The sequence below is a fragment of the Nocardia sp. NBC_01009 genome, assembly GCF_045208035.1.
Lineage (GTDB): Bacteria > Actinomycetota > Actinomycetes > Mycobacteriales > Mycobacteriaceae > Nocardia.
In genome coordinates this window covers 2188534-2206138 of sequence record NZ_CP108695.1, presented here as the reverse complement: position 1 = coordinate 2206138, position 17605 = coordinate 2188534, and the positions used below count along the sequence as shown (strand labels likewise).

The following is a 17605-nucleotide window of genomic DNA, read 5'->3' as shown; positions in this document are numbered from 1 at the left end:
GGCGCGGCCGCGCTCGATGTGCGCAACAATCGGGCATATTCGCACCTTTCCTACCTGCTTACGTCGTTCCGATCGGATCGGCGTCCTGCGACCAGACCTGCAAGCCCTGGCTGCGTCGTTCCTCCCGCGTGCAGAAGTCATTGATGGTGCCGAGGAAGTCCTTCGAGCTGACGGGATCGGCAGGATCGTCGGCCGCGGTCGCGATCGTGAACTCGGTGAGCTGCAAACGCTGCGGGCCGCGTTCGACCGACAGGTGGGCGAGGTAGTTTCGGCGCGACTTCCAATACCGCACCCGCGTCTGGTCGTCGAGTGCGATCGCGGTGGCGCCGGACTGCACGACAAAGCCGGTGCGATCGGCGTCGACGTAGAACGCGACCGTCTTGCCGAAGCATTTTCCGAGCAGGCCCGCAGTCGGTTTCGCCGACTCCGGCCGCAGGGACTCCACGATGCGGCCGGTGCCGGTCGCATACAAGACCCACTCGAATCGATCGCTGCGGGTCAGCCAGATCTGGTCGCGGGTCATCTACCGCACCCCCAGCAATCGGTTGACGCGCCTGCTTGTTCGTCCCGCACCCTTGATGATGTCCACCGGTGTCTTGCCCCTCACGTCGTGTAGGAACTCGTAGGTCGGCCCGACCGGATCGTTGTAGTGCCCCATATTGCGCCGCTCGGCCCAGATATTGAAGATCCTGGGTAGCTTCGCACGGGTGGCCAGCTTCATCTCGTTGCGCTGGTCGATGGCCCAGCGCGCCACCGTCTCCGGATCCTCGCCCGCCTCGACCCTGGCCAGACCGTCCACAGTGATCGCCCGTGTCGCATCGACGTAGGCCTGCCTGGCCGCGCCGATACCTCCCAGGGTACGGATCCGGCGCCACCAGCCACCGCCACAGGCCGCGAGCCCGAGCGGATCCACCCAGGTGTGCGGATTGTGCACGTACGCTGTCGCGCTGACCGGATTCGGTTCCAGGCCCAGCGGATCCGGTGCGGTGTAGGTGGCCGTCACCGGGTGGTAGTAGCGGTGGCGGTTGTAGTGCAGGCCGGTTTCGGCATCGTGGAACTGGCCCGCGAACCGCAGGTCGGTGGCCGCGCTGCCGTTCCAGTGCGTGCGACCCCAGAGCGTGCTGGTCGACCATCCCGCGACCGCGCCCGTGTCGGGGTCGAGCAACTCGGTCGGGGCGCCTGCGAGATCGGTGACGATGGCGTAGAACTCGGCATCGAGATCGTCCGCGTCGCTGTGCCGGTGCTGGGTCAGCGGCTCGCCGGTGTCGGGGCGATAGGTCAGGCACCAGCTCGTGCCTGCGGCAGCACGCGACGAATGGTGCTGGTACACCAGGTCGTCGCCGTCCCAGCCGAACACCACCGAGGCGAGGACCGATCCGGTGCGCTCGGTGTGGGTCTTGGCGACGCGGCGACCGAACGGGTCGTAGGCGTAACGCCAGATGGAGCCGTCCGGAGCCGACACGGTCCGAATCTGTCCCGCGGGAGTGTGGGTGAACTCGAATATCTCGGGGAGCCGCGATATTCGGGGGCGATAGCTGCGCACGAGACGGCCCGCGGCGTCGTACCGGAAGCGGCGTCGGCCCGCCGTGCGGACCAGGGTGCCGGTCGAGCTGACATCACCGGCTACCACCGGGTCGTCGCGATCGATGGGTGCGGTGTCCCGCGCCAGGGTCAGCACGCCTGCCTGGTCATAGGAGTAACGCTCGGCGACCGTCGGCGTCGCGTCGACGCCGGACAGGGCGGTCACCGCTGTCACCCGCCCGACCGGGTTCACCTCGAAGCGGCGCGGTCCGCGCAGCACATCCTCGACGCCGATCGCGTAGCCGTCCGCGCGATAGGACCAGTCTCGCCCTGCCACAATGCCGTTCGGGTTCGAGGCGTGCTGCGCGACAATGCGATCTCGCTCGTCGTAGCGGCGAGTCATGCGGGCGGCGCCGATACCTCGTATCGTCTCGTTGCCAGCGGGGTCGTAGCCGAATCCCATGACCCGCGCGGGTCCGGAGCCGTCCGCGGTGGCAGCGCTGACCAGCAGGCCGGTGTCGTCGTAGTCGAATACGGTGCGCCAGGCCCGGCCGGCCACCGGCGTTTCGACCGTCCGCGCGATCCGCTTGCCCGCCGCGTCGTAGGCCGTGCCGACCACCACATCGTTGATCTGCTCGGCGACAACGCGGCCGGTTGCGTCGCGTGAAATCCGCACCACCGCATCGCTGTTCGCCGCCTCGACCAGATCGCCGTGCCGGTCGTAGCGGTACACCGCGAGACCGTCCTCGGTGCGTTCCTCCGCGAGCCTGCCCGCCGCGTCGAAGACGTACGCGGTGGTCTGCCCGACGGCGTTGGTCGCGGCGCACACCCGCCCGGCTCGGTCGCGCTGATACGTGGTCCGCGCGCCGTTGTAGTCGGTCTCGGCGATCATCCGGCCCGCGGTGTCGTATTCGTAGCGCCACACCAGTCCGGCCGGGTTGGTCACCGAGATGATCTGCAACTGGGTGTCGTAGCCGATGCGCAGCCGAGCACCGTCCGTCGTCGTCACCCGCAGCGGGGAATCCAGCACGGTGTAGGCGGTCGTGCTGATGTGCCCGGCTTCGTCGGTGCCGGAAACCTGATTGCCCTCGCGATCGTAGGTCCAGGACAGCACGGTGCCGTCCGGGTTGCGCTGTTCGAGCGGCTTGCCGTCCACGGTCCAGGTGTGGGTGGTGCGGCGGCCGAGCGGGTCGGTGACGGCCGTTATGCGCGCGAACGCGTCGCGCTCGTACTGCCAGACCTTGTTGCCCGGTGCGGTCACCCGGATCGGGAGACCGGATGCATCACAGCCGATTTCGGTGATCAGTCCGGTCGGGTCGGTGATCCGGCGCAGCACCGCCCCGGTCGGGCGGTATTCGTAGTCGTAGCGGGTCAGCGCACCATCCGGGCCGAGAGTCGCGATGGTGTTGCCTGCCGCGTCGGCCCGGTGGGTCCAGGTGCGACCGCCGGGGCCGGTTTCGCCGACCGGCTCGCCCCATGCGCCACGACGCACAGTGGTGGTCGCGCCGTCGGGCCCGGTCACGGCGGTGATCAGGCCGTAGCGGTTCCGCTGGTAGATGACGGTGGCGCCGGTGGGGTCGACCTGACGGACCAGGTGATGGGCGGCGTCGCGCTCGAAGATGCTCACAGCGCCTGCTCCGTCGATGATCTGCCAGACGTCGCCGCGCACATCCGTACGGAACACCGACAGCCGGACCCGGCCGAACGTCGGATCATCGGGCACCGCAAGCGGATCCAGCGCGGCTGGGCCTGCGGTTCGCAGTGCCGTCGCCACCGGCATGGCTTGCAGCGCGTCCAGCTCGGCCTGGACTCGAGCGTCCGACATCGAGCGGGCACTCGTCGAAACATCGAGCGGCCGCACGGTTTCGATCAGTGCCGCCCACCCGCCGCCGGTGGCCGCGTCGGTGCCGTAGACATAAGAGTTGGCGTAGACGCCGCCCGTGCCGATCTGCGCGACACAACGACCGGCGGCGTCATAGCGGTGGTGGTAGGAGATGCCGTTGCGGTCGGTCCACGAGGCCAGCCGATGCGCGTTGTCGTAGGTGTACCTGCAGGCATGTCCGGCATGATCGACGACCGCGAGCAGATCGCCGTCGTCCGAGTATCGATACCGCGCAAGCGGAATCGACGTGCTGCCGGATTCGATCGACAGCGCTGTCACGCGGGTGGCGTGCTGATCGGCGACCATCCGAAGCCGGGTGCCGCCGGAATGCCGGACTGTGTGCACGATTCCGCGTTCGTCCGCCTCGAAGAGCACGCTGTGCCCGGTGCGATGACGGTATGCCGAGATCGGCACGATCGTCGGGCCCGCGGCCTGCCCACCGATCGCGAGACCGAACTCTCGGGTGACGCCGTTCGACGGGTCGGCGATGCGATACCCGTCGTCGCCCAGCGACAGTGGCCAGCGGGGGCCGGACGCGGGCAGTACCTCCACACCGCCGGGCATCGCGAACGGATAGCTGAGCACCGCGCCGTCGGCACAGACCAGCACGATGCCGTGGTCGTCGATCTCGAGCCGCTCGTCCAGCGCCGACAACCAGCCGGGTCCGAAGTGACGGCCGAGTCTGCGGGACGAAACGTGAGTGCGCCGCAACTCGAACGGGAAAACTCCCGCGATGCGCGCGTCGACACGGTCGAGCAGCACGTCACCGGAGGCCATATCGACCGGTTCGCCATCGGTGCACCGGTCCGCGGCGGGAGTCGAGGCCGAGTCACCCGCTGTCTCAGCGGTTTCCCGGCCGGTCATGGTCTCGACACCCGGACCGGGGCCGGCCGCCGCCTGCTCCGGTACGACTTCGCCCACCGCGGGAGTGTCCGCCGTACCGCCGGGGACGGAGGCGCTTCCGCTCGGCGGTTCACCCGCGTACGGCCATGCCGTGCCGGTGATCATGCCGTTGGTCTGTATCTCGGCCAGTCGCCGCAGCGCACCCGCCACCGCCGTTGGCCGGTGGCCGAGTTCGCGCAACATGGCCGCGACGTCTGCCGGGGCGACTGCGCGCACTTGCGCCAGCAGTTCGGGCGGGACCGGCTTGTCGAGCGCCTCGACGACAAAGGTGAACCGGGTGCCGAGAAACGGCAGGTCGACGCGCGCATCCGGGTCGTCGGACAGAATCAGGTCTTCGTCGGCCACCACGAACGAGGTCGGCTGCTCCGGGAACGAGAAATCGTTGTCGGCCGTGATGGCCAGATCCTTGACGGTGCCGTCGGTGGCCTGGCGGTCGCATTCACCGGCAATGTAGTCCCGGATCGCGGTCTTGAATCGCTCGATACGCGAATATGCCTGGGGGGCACGCGCTTCGCCGAGTCCAGGGACGAAGAACTGCAGCGACCCAGGCCCGCGACTTCCGGTCCACGCAACGGTCGGCGGAACCTGATGAAATTCGAGCATCTGGTCGAGTCGATAGGTGCCGACCTCACTGGCCACCGGCCCGGCTTCCGGCAACTCCATGCCGGGAATCGGCTCCCGCTCCCCTGGTCGGTACACCGCTTGCGCACCGTCGGCGAAATGCACGATAAGGATCTCGTTGAGGTGGAAGTGCCCCGTGTCGAGCACCTCCTCCCGGACGACCGCACCGTGGCCGAGCAACTCCTGTTCCGGTGCGCTCATGGTCCACCCGGCCGCACCCGCCTGCGGGGACACCGGTATCTCCGGCACCTCGGATATCGGCTCCGGCGACAGATTTCGGGCTACATCCACGCCCCGGTCTCTGGTGGTCTGCGCCACATCCGGGATCGGCTCCGGCTCTGGAGACGCCTGGACCGCGGTCTGCGAAGGCCCGACCGCCGACGCTGGTTCCGGAGCCGCCCGAACCGGGACCTGCGCGGGCGCTCCCCAGGTCTGCCAGACTTCCGACCACAGGTCCTCGACCTCCCACTCGGTCGCCCAGTGCTCGATATAGGCGAGGTCGAGGTCGTGCCCCGCCGCCAGGATCGATTGCACGTCGGCGCGATCCTTCGGACGCCACCAGATCAACTTGAAGACCAGCGCGTCCTCGACCGAAATACGCCCGTTCACCGCGCGATTCAGCGCCTCGTGCTGGAACGGGGTCTCGGCCACGATCAAATCGACGGGGAAACCCTTGCCGCGCACGAACACCAGATACGGGTCCGCGCCGGGACGTTCGGCCTTCGGCGCGATCTCATAGCCCTCCTCCCGTAGGCGAAGATGCACATCGTTGAGGGCACGCACGAGGAAGTCCACATCCCGCAAAGACCGCGGAGTGGATCGATAGTCGTTGAGCACCAGCCCGCCGACCAGCATCGGCTCGACGCCGAGCGCACGCAGCTTCGCGGCGAACGCGTCGGCATACTCGGCCAGCGCCCGAAGCGAGTCGGGCGCGGCAACCTCGACGGTGGCGGGCGCCACCGCGCCATCGGGCGCGGTTTGTCCTGGCGGTGCGGGCCCGCCGGGGCCGGGTGCGGCGACCGTGCGGTCGCGCGGTTCGGGCGTCGGATCGTCGGTGTGGCCATTGGTTTGACCGATATTCGATTCCGGGCGAACATCCGGAGCGTGGGTGGCGTTGGGATGCAACGGGTTTCCGGCGGCGTCGTAGTAGATGCCCCAAGTGCCCTTGATCTCGCCCACCGCCACACCCTCCGGATACGGGCGCGGCGCACCGTTGCGCTCATCGTGCGCGACGACGTCGCCGTTTTTGATGGTCAGCACGTAGGCATGGGCCCCGACACCGTACCGATCGACCGGGCCGTGGTACTCGTCGACGACCAGTACCGTCGCGCCTTCACCCCGATCACGCAACTGGTCGATGATCTCGGCATGCGAGCGAGCGCGGCGCAATCGGCCGCCCGCGTGGGACTCCAGCACTCCGGCCGACCAACCCGAAGGTCCGACCCTGCCCTGCAGCACCCGCGCCGCGGTGCTTCCGGTCAGCATGATGACGGTCCGGACAGCAGCGGGCGCACAGTCGTTCACCACGGCATCAGGGACAGCGAGACCACGCTCGGTCAGGACCGCGCGCAGCCGATCCGGGAAGTCGGTGACGATCCCCGCGACACCGAGATCGAGCTGTCGGCGCATCTCCGCCGGTTCATTGACCGTGTAGGGCACCACCGAGAGCCCTTGCGCCTGTCGCATGAGTTCCGGGGTGACCATGGTGCGTTCCGGTGACAGCATTGTCGCGCCCGCGGCCACCGCGGCCGCGGCGATATCGCCGCCGAGGGTGTGCGCGGCACCCATCCGCTGCGCGGCGAGCCCGCGCAGCCGCGACCACGACGACACGCCGGGGCGCTGTCCGGTCCAGGATTCGGTGGCGGTGCGCGGGCTGACCAGCGCCACCCGCGCTGCCCGCGGCGCCAGGTCCGCGGCGTGGGTCAGCACGCGCCAGTCGAAACCGAGGATGCGGTAGGGCACCTGGTGCTCGTCGAGCACCCGCACGCTCGCCGCGACCAGCGCACGCACATCCTCGTCGCGCCAGGACGGATCGGTCTTGATCTCCACCGACAGCGTCACACCGTGCCCGGCCACCAGCCGGGCCACCTCCGCCAACGACGGAATGTGACTGCCAGGGACCGCGGACTGGGTCTCGGCGTAGTTTTCGTGCACGACGCCGGTGTCGAGGGTGCGGATCTGCTGGTAGGTCAGCTCGCGAATCGCCCGCCCCACATACGGATACAGTGGATCGCCCGGCGTGATCGGCGCGGTGTCGTGCACGGTGGCCGCGTCGATGTGCTGCTCGTGATGGATGACCGGAATACCGTCCTTGGTCGCGCCCACATCCAATTCGATCGCGTCGACACCGAGTTCCATGGCCTTGCGAAAGCCGGGAAGAGTGTTCTCCGACCACAATCCGCGGCCACCGCGATGACCCTGCACTTCCGGACGCGGCGCGGCCGTGCCCTCCGCGATATCGCTCGGCGCGGGCACGGATACGCTCTGCTGTCCTTTTCTTCTGGTGGCATCATCGATCCGCCCCGGCCAGTGCGCGCCGGTGATCATGCCGTTGGTCTGGATCTCCCGCAACCTGCGCACCGCGCCGTCGATCGCCTCCGGTTCGATAACCGGTGTGCCCAGCCGGGTGGCGAGTTCCATACCCCGCCTGCGCAACTGCGCGGCGAGCTGCTCGGCGGGCAGTGCGTTGGCCCGTTCCAGGGCAAGTGGATGCAGTGGTTGGTTCAGCGCGTCGAAGACGAAGCTGGATCTGATGCCGACCTTGCCACTCGCGTCGATCGGGAAGGTGTGCTCATTGTCGATCGCGCCCATCCGCTCGGGACCGAGTGCACCGGCATCGACTTCGCCCCGCTCTGTCGTGGCCTCACCCTGCCCCGCGGTGACCTCGCCCCGCCCCGCGGCCTGCTCGGTGGTGACATAGCCGCCGTGATTGCGGTCCCGGCTGCCGCCGACGTAGTCCTCGATCGCCATCATGCTGCGCGCGAGCCAGGAGTACTCCTCGATCGGCCGTTGCGGATCGAACGGTAGGACCCGCTGCAGTGATCCGGGACCACGGAACCCATTCCATGCGACGGTATCGGGGACGATATCGAACTCGAGCATGCGGTCCAGGTCACGGAAGCCGACTTCCCGGACGATAAAATCCGAAGGCGGGACCGGGATCTGCCCCGCAGTCTGCCCAGCGACCGGCTTGTACACCCAGACACTGCCGTCGGCGAACTCGACGGAGTACACCTCATTGTCCGGTGAGCCCGGCCCGCCACGCAGCAGCTGCCGGCGAACCGGCGGCCCCGTCGGCGCGACGGAATCCGGCTCGGGCACTGCCGTCCCCGCCATCGTCGCAGCAGTGCCCGAGGCGGACTCGTCCTCATCCGCAAGTGCGGTATCCGATCCAGCCGAAACCGAATCCGGCTCGGGCGCAGAATATTCCGGTATGGCTGCACCAGGCTCAGAACGCACATTGCCCGGTGCGACTGCCGCATGGCCCGTTTCGGTCGGAACGGCCACCGGGGTGCTTGCGTCCGACACCGGTGCTGCCGTTCCCCAGGACTGCCATACCTGGGCCCACAGGTCGCCGACTTCCCACTCGGCGGCCCAGCGCTCGATATAGGCCAGGTCGAGGTCGTGCCCTGCCCGCAGTATCGACTCGACGTCGGCGCGGTCTTTCGAACGCCACCAGATCAGTTTGAAGACCAGCGCGTCCTCGACGGTGATGCGACCGTTCACCGCACGATTCAGCGCCTCGTGCTGAAACGGCGTCTCGGCGACGATCAAGTCGACAGGGAAACCCTTGCCGCGCACATACACCAGATACGGTTCCGCGCCGCGCCGCTCCAGTTTCGGCTCGATCTCATAGCCCTCCGCACGCAGGCGCAGGTGCACGTCATTGAGGGAGCGGACGAGGAAGTCCAAGTCGCCGGTCGGGCGTGGGGTGGCTCGGTAGTCGTTGAGCACCAGCCCGCCGACGAGCATCGGCTCGACACCGAGCGCACGCAGTTTGGCGGCGAATTCGACCGCGTAGTCGGCCAGATCTTGTAGCGAATCACCGCTGGGCGTGACTGGTTCCACGGCGGCATCGTCGCGACGCTGCGGCTCGGACGGATCTTCGGGTGTCTGGCCGATGCCGACGCCACGGTGGACGGCGGGGTCGGGTCCGTAGACGTCGGTGGGGCGCACCGGATCTCCGGCCGCGGTATAGAAGATGCCTGAGCTGCCCAGCACCTCCGGCGCCGACTGGCCCCACCGATATTGTTGCGGCCCGGCCGTATTGCGGTCGTAGACGCGAACGGTGTCGCGGTCGTTGATCATCACGTAGGCGTGCGCGCCGACGCCGTGTTCATCGACAGGACCGCGATACCGATCGACCACGAGCACGGCCGCGCCGTGACCCATCCCGAGCAGCCGCTCAGCGATATCGTCGCGGGTTCCGACTGCCTCGAGACGACCGCCCGCATGGTTCTCCAGCGCATCGGGCAGCATGCCGCCGGGGCCGATGTCGAGCACCGGCAGGTCGAGCACATCGGTGCGTCCGGATATCGCACGGAGCCAGGCGCGAATCAGCTCCAACGCCCATGGTGCACAAAGGTTGTCGTGCAGTAGAGGTCGACCGGGCTCGGCGAGCGCTGTCGGCGCGACCCCGAACTCGGCCAAGCTCGCCTCGATCGCGCGCAGTGCCTCGTCCAGGGCCGCGTCGGCCCGCCCGGTCGCGGAGTCCAGCCCTTCGGCCGCGGCCCGCCCTGCCGCGCTCGTCGCCGCGATCGGCCAGGTCGCGGCCGACGGCTCCACCGGCGATGGTTGCGGACCGGCTCTCGGCTGCGACCCGGCCGCGCCGGGAACAGCGAGTCCGCGATCGGTCAGCGCCGCACGCATGCGGTCCGGAAAGTCGGTGACGATCCCGGCCACACCGAGCTCGATGAGGCGGCCCATCTCGACCGGGCTGTTGACCGTCCACGGCACCACCGGCAGACCGACCGCACCGGCCTGGCGCATGAGCGCCTCGGTCACCATGGTGCGTTCCGGCGACAGCATCGTCGCGCCCGCCTCGAAGGCCGCCCTTGCGAGATCGCCGCCCAGCGAACGGGCACGTCCCGCGGCCTGCGCGGCCAGCGATCCCAGCCGGCTCAGCCGTGGCACGCCGGGGTCGCGGCCGAGCCAGGCGTTGGTCACCGTACGCGGTGCGACCAGCGCGACCCGGTCCACCGACGGCGCCAGTTCCTGCGCCGCGGTCAGCACCCGCCAGTCGAAGCCGAGCAGTCGATACCGGACACCATGCCTGTCCATTGTCTCGACGGTCGCACGGACAAGCGCCTCTACCTCCGCGGTGCGCCACTTCGGATCGGTCTTGACCTCGATGCACAGTGTGCCGTTCCAGCCGGAAGCCAGCACCAGCTGCGCCACCTCGTCGAGTGTGGGCACCCGACTGCCCGGTTCGGCCTGCTGGGTCGACGCGAACGCGCTGTTGACCACGCCGGTGTCGAGGGTGCGCACCTGTTCGAGGGTGAGTTCACGAATCGGCTTGCCCACGTAGGGGAACTGCGGGTCGCCGGGTGCCGCGGGCGCGGTGTCGTGCACTGTTTTCGAGTCGATGCGCTGCTCGTGGTGAATGACCGGGGTGCCGTCGGCGGTCAGACCGACATCGAGTTCTATAGCGTCGACACCCATGGCCATTGCCTGCCGGAACCCTGGCAGCGTGTTCTCCGCCCACAGCCCGCGACCGCCACGGTGGCCCTGTACCTCCGGCCCCGATGGCAAACCCGATGTCGCGGCCGATGGCAGCGGCGGCAACCGGTAGTCGAACGCGCCCACGACGGGAGCGGGCCTGCTCGCCTCTGGATCGTTCGGACGACCGGCGACCCGGCGCTGCAGCCAGGTCGGCTTGTCCACGCCAGGACGGTGCGCAACCTGCAGCACGGCATCGCCGCGCCCGACCGCGATCAGCGCGAAGTTGCCGAGCGGCTCGGTCGGCATCCGCAGCGCCTCGTCGAGGAACTGCCAGTACTGGCGGTGTGTTCGCAGACCGTCGGAAAACCTGGGCAGATCGGGGAATTCGGCGGCTATGCGGATCGCGCCGAAACGCCAGGTGGACGGGTCCATGCCCTGCCCGCGCCCGGCGAACCGCCCGAGCTGACCCGGCGTGTTGGCACCGAGCCAGGTCACCGGGTCCGCGGATCCGGCCGCGTCGTACACGTTGGCCACCCGGAATTCGTCAGCATGCCGCAGCGGACCCATGCCGGGCGATCCGAGCAGGATCACATCGATGAAGGCCCCGATGTCCGCGAATCGGTCGCCCGCTGCCGCGTAAGCCGTTGTGGTGGAGCCGAAGCTGTGCGCGAAGAGCCGATGGAAAGGCACCGGAGCGCCGTCGGCCGACTGCGCCTGCAAGACTCGGGTCGTATGGAAGCCCCAGAGGTCGCGCACCAGCAGTCGGCCGCCCTCCACCGCAGGCTTGGGCGACACGGTTTCGGTCATCATCGATCCGCCGCTCGGCGCGTCGTAGCCGAGCCATGCGATCGACAGCAGGTTCGCCTCCGGCGCCAGTCGCGCGGCGACCTCGTAGAGATTCCAGGAGTTGGTCAGCCTGCCGCTGAGCCGTTGCAAGGTGGTGGTGATGCCCGGGATCTGCCAGAGGTCGATGTCGGCGCTGTCGGCATTTCCGAAGGCGACCACGGCCCGGCCTTCACCACCGAATTCGGTGGCGTCGAAGGACATCACCTGCACCGGTGGCGCAGGCACGAACGGTGTCATCGACCGCGCCTTGCGCTCGGCCCGTAGCAGCGCGCGATGGGTGTAGACCAGGTTTTCCAGCTGCAACCGCTCGCGCGCGCTCAGTTGTTTCAGCCACTCGCCGAGGTCGGTGCCTGCGGTGTACCCGGCGCGGAAACCGGCCAGGTCGCGGGCGATGCCGAGCCGATTGGCCGGGTCCCGCTCGGTGAAAGGAATACCGTCGGCGTTGCCGAGCTGGTTCGGAAACACCCGCCGCACCGCGGCCTGCTGCCGCGGGCCGAGCGAATGCCACCAGCGGTGGTTGATCTGCGTACGCTCGAGTGTCTTGGCGACGACCTCGTCGTCGGCGTACTCGGGATGCAGCAGTTCCTGTACGTCACGGACCGGACCGGACGGATCGAAGGCACTGCGCGCCAACGCGATTTCCCAGGCATCGGGTGGTGTCGCGGGGGCGAGAACATGCTCCAGCTCCCGTCGATAGTCCAGATCCTGTTGCGTGACGCCGGGGCGGACCTCATGGCGATTGTCCGGGCGGAACGAGGAAGGCGACCCGTTCTCGATCGCCGCGAAGCTGGCCTCGATGTCGCGCACCGATACCACCTTCGGCGCCCAGAAGGACTGCCGGTCCGGCAGCACCCTGGCGCGCTCCGGATCGACCGGTCGCGAGGCGATCCGTTGCCACAGCGTCGGTTCGCCCACCGCTGGCCGATGCTCGGCACGCACCGCATCGGCACCGCGACCCACGGTGATCAGGCCGATATTGAGCAGTGCCTCGGTCGGCTCCCTGGTCTCCAGGTCGGCGAACGAGTTGTAGCCCTGATGAACTCGCATGCCGCTGCGGAACTCCGGCGTGCGCGGCGGCTCCGCGGTGACGCGGACCGCGCCCCAACGGGCATTCGACGGGTCGGCGCCGAGCCCACGGTTGAAGAACCGTCCGCGCCTACCCGGCTCGTCGGCGCCGAGCTTGGCGATCGGATCACGATGCGCGGTCAGCACATAGACGTTCTGCGCGCCGATCCCGAACTGGCGGGCGTGCAGCAGCGGCCCGGCACCGGGTGAGCCCGACAGGATCACTTGGTCGATTTCGCCTCTGACATCCGATTTTCCGGAGGGACGCCCGAGTCGGCCGCCGACACCCGCGTGGCTGAGGGTGGTCGAGCCGTAGCTGTGCCCATGCGCGGTGAGCAGCTGCGGGTACGGTGCGAACCCGGGCAGGCCGGCCTGGAACCTCCTGGTCGCGTTGTAGGCCGCGATGTCCCGGGCCACCACATACCCGCCGACCTCGGCGAAGATCGGATTCGCCGCCTCGGGTGGCGCGGTCGGATGGTGGTAGCCGATGTCGATGATGGTCGCGGTTTCGATGCCGGGGTCGAGCCGCGTGGCCAGCTCGTACTGCCCCCGCGCGAAGGCAGACCGATACAGCAGCGACAGCAGTGTGGTCCCGTATCCACCGATTTGTCTGGTCACCACGGAAGCTGTGTCGGCGTTGCCGATCGACACGGAGACTCGGCCGTTGCCGCTGTAGGCCGACTCGTCGAACGCGACAAGCTGCACCTCCGGCGAGCCGATCATCTCGTTCGCACCGCGTTCGATGGCGGCCAGATGGTTGCGGGTGTTGATCAGGTTGCGCAGCTCGGTGCGTTCGGCGTCGGTCAGCACGGTGCGGAACCAGCTCATGATCCCGAGCTGGGCCGGCTTGCGAGCCAGGAAGCGTTCCAGGCCGCGGGTGACCGCCAACCGGTTCGCCACATCCCGCTCGCCATAGGAGACGCCGTCGGTGTTGCCGACCAGCTTCGGATGCACCCGCACCATTGCGGATTTCTCTTGGGCGGACAGCGAATGCCACCAGCGTGCGTTCGCAGTGGTGCGGGCGCGCGAATCGGCGACCGGATCCGCACGCGGCACCGGGCGCTGCAGGATCGGGAACTCCGCAGTCGGCCCGAACTGCGCCTGCAGCTTGGCTTTCGCGCTCGTGACGTGTGCGAGCTCGGCGCCGGTGACCGGTGGCCAGTCCACCGGCAGGGCGGGGCCGAGGTGCCGCGGGTGCGCGCGGGGAGCGCTCGGCGCAGCGGGTCCTGTCGTTCCGTCGCCGGTTTCGGCGGGTGAGCGGGACACCGATTGTCCGGCACCGTGTTCTGCCGCGATCTTGCCGAAAGTCGCCAATGACGGCGATGGGATCCTGGTGTCCGGGTCGGCGGAAAGGTAACGCCCGAGTATCGAGGATCGCGAGCCGGGTGCGGGATCGACGGTGATCCGCCTGATGCCCGTGCCGGCGCGCGGCTGCCGCGACGCGCCGCCGCGGCCGAGTCCCATACTCGGCCATGACGCGCCCGGCGGGCTCGGTGCGGGGCCGACGACGGCCACGCTGCCCCGTTCGAGGCCGTAGGTCGCCGCGTCCGGCACCCGGAACGAGCCGCGCGGATCCGACATCGTCAGCGTGCTGATCTCACCGGCCAGCCGAGCATTCTCGGCGGCGGCGCTCGCGGTGGCCGCGCCGGGACCGTAGCCGAAGACATGATTGGACGGCAGCTGCGGATCGGGCAGATGCTGCCGGGCGACATTGAATCCGGCGATCTGCTCGCGCAGCAACCCGGCCGCCGCCTCGGGTCCGATCGCAGCGGCGCCGGGCACGTCGTAGCGGTAGGCCAGGATCGAGGCCACCCGTGCGTCCGGATACTGCCGAGAGGTCGTCTCGTAGTGGTTGCGTGGATAGACCACATCTTCGGGCAACGACCCGGCGCCCGAATTTCCGTCCAACACATGCCAGGACACCGAGGTCGCCCTGTCGACATCGCCGAATGCGATCACGACTTCGCCATTGCCGTAGGACAGCAGCAGCACCGGCGGATGGTGCACGTCCGGATGCATCACCTGGGCAAGCTGATCGGCGCGGTGCAGCGCAGTGCGCGTATCGATGATGGCGCGCAACAGTTTCGGCTCACCACTGCCGAATTCCGGATTGACCAACTGGCCGCTGCCGAGCCGCTCCGGGCGACGCGCACGGAAGGAATAGATGTCGCGTTCCAACGCCAGCCGGTTGGCGGCGTTCTTCGCTTCGCCGGGAAGACCCTTGGCATTGCCCACTTCGGCGGGGTGAACTTCGATCATCGCTTCCTGCCGCGCCTGACCTAGCGAATGCCACCATGCGGCGTTCTTGTCCGCCAGCGCCTTTGCCTGAGCAACCGCCTCGCCCGCACGGTCCACCGGCATCAAGTCTTTGGCTGATCCGCCCAGTTGGCGCACCGCGTCCTCGGCGTAGGCCTGTGTCTCCACACTCGGTGGGCGGGGCGGTTCGGCTGCCGGACGCGCACCTGCCCGGGTGTAGGCGAAATCGACGCCCGCCATTCCCGCCGGCTTGCCCTCGAGCGGGATCGCGGGGCGACCATCGGGACCGTAGACGATGCCGTACACCCCGGCCACATTCGAATGGTCTTGCCCCCACTGGAATTCGTATTCGTAGGCGCGGTGTCCGTCGAATTCGCGCACCATCACCACATCCGGTCGACCCTCCGGCCGGAACAGCGTGAGCTGGTGCGCACCGACCTTCATCGGCCCGTGCACACCCTTGAATTCCACCAGTCCGAGCACCGATCCACCGGTATTCCGGACCAGCGTCGCTGCCTCGTCCAACGATCGGAACCCGCCGGGATGCCAATCCGCGCGCGCTGCGGTGGCGATCTGATCGGAGCTGAAACCGACCGCCTTGATGCCGGCGCCGTCACCGCTGAGCGGCAGGATCCCGTCGAGCCCGAGTACCTCTCTGCCGTACCACAACCCGTATACCGCACAGCTTTTCGGCGCTTCTCCGGTGCGCAGTGTCAGCGGTCCACCGGTGCCGGGCGGACGGGTTTCGAGCGGCGCTTTCGCGAACTCCTCCGCCAGCGAACCGGTCGAAGGGAACTGCTGGCGTTCGAGCGCGCCTGGACGTTGCGCAGCCTCGCCCACCGCGGGACCGGGCGTCGTCGTGTCGGGTCCGGCCCGCTGGTTGCTCTCGGCGGGGGTTCGCTCCGCGCCGGGATTGTTCGGGCGCTGATCCAGCTCTGCGCCACGGGATTGCGGGTCGGCGCTGCGTTGTTCGGGTGCGACATCGGCGCCACGCCCCGCCGGGGCCACATCGGTACCGCGCCGCTCCGGTGCGACATCCGCGCCACGGTGCTGCGGCACGACATCAGCGCCACCAGGCTCGGCACCGCCCCGGCCCGGCTCGGGCGCGACACGCGGCTCCACCTGTGCACCGGGTTGCCCCGTCGCACCAGTGCGCCCTTCCGCTTCGACGCCGGAACGGCCCGGTGCCGGTTGCTCCTGTTGTCCAGTAGCGAGATTCGCAGTGCGATCGCCGCCCTCGGCGTTGTTCGCACCGGCCCGCGGTGCGCTCTTCTCGCCCGACTGCGGGGCCGTGCCATCCCGCCCCGGTCCGCCTCGGTCCGGTACGGAAGGCCGAGCACCGCGTTCTGCTGGCGGCGCGGACTTGCCGCCATCAGTGGGTGCAACGCCCGCACCACGATCGGTAGGAGCCACCCCGGCTCCGCGATCAGCGCCGGTCCTTGCTCCCGAATCTGCCGATCTGGCACCGGTTTCCGTCGCGGTGGGCCCGCCTCCTGCGTCGGTTACGCCGCCGCCCTTCGCCGCGTCCCATTCGGCACGCAGCTTATTGAGCTCGTACAGGTCGACAGGTTTGCCCGCTCCAGCAGTTTTGACCGCCCGCTCATACGCGTTGTTGACCTCGCGGTCGAATTCCTCGCCGGAGGAGGTCTTCGGCTTGGGTCCATCGCCCGCAGTATCGGGATGAATCTCGCGCATCATGTCGCGATAGATCTGCTTGGCCTGCTTGGCCGTACCGTACTCGGGCACATGCGATGACCCGTCACCACCACCGCGCGGCCGTGGCCCACCGTCGGGCAGCCCCTCCCCGGTACCTCCCAGCGTCGGTCCGCGGCCTTCCTTCAGCCCGACTTTCGCGCCATGCATACCGCCCAGCGCCGCACCCACCACCAGCAGCTGCGGATTGAATGTCTTGTCGATCTTGTTCCAGTCGAAATAGCCGTGCGCCAGCTGGTTTCCGACCTGATAACCGACGCCGCCCGCGTACATACCGAGGCCGCCCGCCGCACCGCCGGTCATTCCGCTGAGCAACCCCCGCAACCCCGGCGACAGCGCAGTACGACCGAGTAGGCGGGACATGCCGACACCCACCGGTGCGCCGAGGAACCCGCCTGCGCCCCACTCGACGCCCATCTTCAGGGTCTGCCCGAGGTCATAGCCCTTGTCTCGATGGTCCTCCAGGATCTGGCCGGTCTGAATCGCAAAGTCGAATCCGGCGCCCGCCAGGCCCATCTTCACCCCGGCCTTCGTCCCGATCTTCAGGCCGGTCTTCAAACCCTCCTTCAAACCGGCCAGCGTGATCTGTTTGAAGTACGGCTTGAGCAAGTTCTTCAGACCGACCTTGCCTGCCTCCAGCGCGAGGCGCTCGGCACCCTCACCCGCAGCGATGGCCAAAGCCTCACGGCCGGCGCCCAAGGCAAGCGGCACTCCGGCCTCACCCCAGGGCCACGCCGCGATCAGTGCGATGACCGTATAGGCGGTGATCCCGGCGAAGCCTGCTTCGAGGCATTTGGTGTATTCGAGTTCGGTGCCACCGTTTCTGGTGTACGCGCCGAGCTCCTCCATGGCCTTTGCCGTCTCCTTGATGGAGACAGGGCCGGCGAACAGCTTGCCGAACTCGGTGGCGGCCTGAACAGCACCGTCACCGGTGTAGACCTTCTGGGTGCGATCGGTGACAGCCTTAAGTTCCGGTTCGAGCTTCCGCAATTCCTCGGCCGCCAGCTTCCACGCGTCGCCCAAGTCGAACAGGTCGTCCTCGTCACCTTCCGGATAGGCCTGACCGAAATTCAGCGCACTGAGAATCCACGACGGAATCCACTCCCACAAGGAGGTGATCGCAGACATCTCAGATCA

At 68.5% G+C, this 17605-nt stretch carries 2 protein-coding genes; both read right to left on the bottom strand.

All coding sequences use genetic code 11. The features are described from left to right. Positions 1 to 58: 58 nt before the first annotated feature. On the bottom strand, positions 59 to 523 hold the full coding sequence (locus tag OHA42_RS09675; RefSeq protein WP_406236314.1) for a hypothetical protein: 465 nt from the start codon (positions 521 to 523) through the stop codon (positions 59 to 61). Next, positions 524 to 17596: a glycerophosphodiester phosphodiesterase family protein gene (locus tag OHA42_RS09670; protein WP_406236312.1), complete on the bottom strand. Its 17073-nt coding sequence runs from the start codon at positions 17594 to 17596 to the stop codon at positions 524 to 526. Between the last annotated feature and the right edge of the window lie 9 nt (positions 17597 to 17605).